2 protein-coding genes are annotated in these 2,695 nt (G+C 67.8%); both read left to right on the top strand.

Going from position 1 to position 2,695, the window contains the following annotated elements:
- A partial coding sequence (locus tag ACPUER_RS36285) for a hypothetical protein (RefSeq protein ID WP_425133517.1) occupies window positions 1-420 on the top strand: 420 nt, incomplete at its 5' end.
- Window positions 421-2,695: secretin N-terminal domain-containing protein (locus ACPUER_RS36280; protein WP_425133516.1), on the top strand; the 2,275-nt coding region annotated here is incomplete at its 3' end.

Here is a 2,695-nt window from a genome sequence, read left to right as displayed (position 1 = left end):
GTGCCCGCGTCCGCGTCCGCGTCCGTGCCCGCGCCACGACCTGCGTCGGCCGGCGCGGCCGCGGCGACGCCCCAGGAGAAGCTCGCCGCGTTGCGCGCGCCGGTGTCGATCGAAGCGGCGCACGACCCGTTCACCGCGTCGTCATGGCTGCCGCCGCCCGTCGAAGTGCCGACGCTGCCCGAGACGCGCCCGGCGCCGCCGTCGGCGCCGCCGGTTCCGTTCACCTATGTCGGCGAGCAGGACGCCAACGCGGCGAAGCCGCATGTGTTTCTCAGCAACGGCGATCAGTTGCTGATCGTTTCGCCAGGTGACGTGATCGATGGCCAGTATCGCGTCGAGTCGGTTTCGGAGTCGAACGTGGTGCTTACCTATCTGCCGTTGAACCAGGTGCAGGTGGTGTCCATTCCAAGGGAAAAGTAGATGAAAACCTCATGCACACGGGGTGCGCGCCGCGTTGGGGACAGCGGCCCATCGACATCCCTTTCGCCCTTCACGCCGTTCGATTTCCGGCACGCGCCGGCGAGCCGGATCGCGACGAAACGCGCGCTGGCGATCGCCGTGGCGGTGCTCGCGTGCGGCGGCTGCGCGCATGTGCCGAACGTGCACGACGATCCGACCAACGCGCAGGTGAGGATCGACGCGTTGCACGTGCGCGATGCCGAAGTCAACCAGCTGCTCGACAACGCCGACGAGTTCCGCAAGCAGAACCAGTTCGACGATGCGGCCCGGTCCGCGTACATGGCGACCCAGCTCGATCCGTCGAGCGAGCGTGCCCGCAGGATCGGCACGATGATCGAGCAGGACCGCAAGCATCTGGCGATCCTGCAGGAAGCGGACCGCATGATGAAGCGCGGCTCGTACGCGCAGGCGGCCGAGCGCGTGCATCGCGTGCTGGTCGAGGATCCGAGCAATACGATGGCGGAACGGATGCAGTCGGAGCTCGACGACAAGCGCCGGCAGCAGCACGCGGAACGGGACGACAAGCTCGCCGCTTCGTCGATCATGCGCACGCCGGTGTCGCTGCAGTTTCGCGACGCGAACGTGCGGATGGTGTTCGAGGCGTTGTCGCGGACGTCGGGGCTGAACGTGATCTTCGACCGCGACGTGCGTGCCGACCTGAAGACGACGATCTTCGTGCAGAACGCGTCGCTGCAGGACACGGTCGACATGATCCTGTTGCAGAACCAGCTCGACAAGAAGCAGATGAACGCGAACACGCTGTTCATCTACCCGGCGACGCCTGCGAAGGAGCTCGAATACCAGGAGCTCAAGGTGCGCACGTTCCAGCTGTCGAACGTCGACGCGAAACAGGTCCAGTCGCTGCTCAAGAGCCTGTTGAAAGTGAAGGAGGCCGTGATCGACGAGCGCGCGAACACCGTGACGATCCGCGGCACGCCGGACATGATCAAGGTCGCCGACGAGATGATCGCGGCCCAGGATCTGCCGGAGCCGGAGGTGATGCTCGAGGTCGAGGTGCTGGAGGTGTCGCACGAGCGGATGTCGCAGCTCGGCATCAACTGGCCGAACTCGTTCACGGTATCGACGCCGAGCACGGCGAATACCTGGGGCATTCTGCACCATCTGCCGGTCAATGCGCTGAATGTCAGCGGCCTGTCCGCCACCGCGGATTTCAAGCTGACGGACACCGATGCGAACCTGCTCGCGAGCCCGCGCATCCGCACGCGCAACAAGGAGAAGGCGCGCATCATGATCGGCGACAAGGTGCCGGTGATCTCGAGCTCGAGCACGCCGAGCACGAGCGGCCCGTCGTTCACGCAGATGATCCAGTACCTCGATGTCGGCATCAAGCTCGAGGTGGAGCCGCAGGTCTATCGCGACGGCGACGTCGGCATCAAGCTGAATCTCGAGGTCAGCAACATCACCAATACGATCTCGAGCGGCAATTCGCAGGGCCTCAGTTCGCTCGCGTATCAGATCGGCACGCGCAGTGCGTCGACGAGCCTGCGCCTGCGCGATGGCGAAACCCAGATCATGGGCGGGCTGATCTCGGACGAGGACCGTCGCAACGCCAACAAGGTGCCCGGCCTCGGCCAGCTGCCGTTGCTTGGCCGCCTGTTCTCGGATCACGGCGGCGATCACAAGAAGACCGAGATCGTGTTGCAGATCACGCCGCACATCGTTCGGCCGCAGGTCGCGGCGGATGCGGACACGCAGGAAGTGTGGTCGGGCACCGACGTCAACGTGCACGCCGACCAGTTGCGGCTCGATCCGGTGGCGCTGAACGCGGAAGATGCCGCGGCAACGGCCGCAACGGCCGCAACGCCCGCGACGAAGCCGATGCCCGGCAGCGTGGGCGGCGGCACCACGGGCGGCAGGGCACCGTCGCCGCTGGAGGCGGCGGCGAACCGGGCGCAGCCGTCGCCGGAGAGCGGGGCGTTCGGGCAGATGCCTGCCGCGCCTCGCACGACGCCGCCGTCCGAACCGTATGGCGGGCGTTTCTCGAGACCGCAGCCCGCGCTGCCCGCGCCCGCGGCGAGCGTGGCACCCGCGGATGGTGCGGCTCAGGCGGCCGGGCCGACGGGCAACGAAGTAGCGCCGGCCCCGGGCACGACCGTGACGCCGGTGGCGTCGCCGGCCGTGCAGGCTGCCGCACCGGCTGCACCGGCTGCACCGGCTGCACCGGCTGCACCGGCCGCACCGGCCGCACCGGCCGCACCGGCCGCACCGGCCGCAC

Source organism: Burkholderia sp. DN3021 (assembly GCF_049805555.1).
Lineage (GTDB): Bacteria > Pseudomonadota > Gammaproteobacteria > Burkholderiales > Burkholderiaceae > Burkholderia > Burkholderia pyrrocinia_C.
Note: the sequence above shows the minus strand (reverse complement) of the source record. Positions and strands in the feature narration are given on the sequence as shown.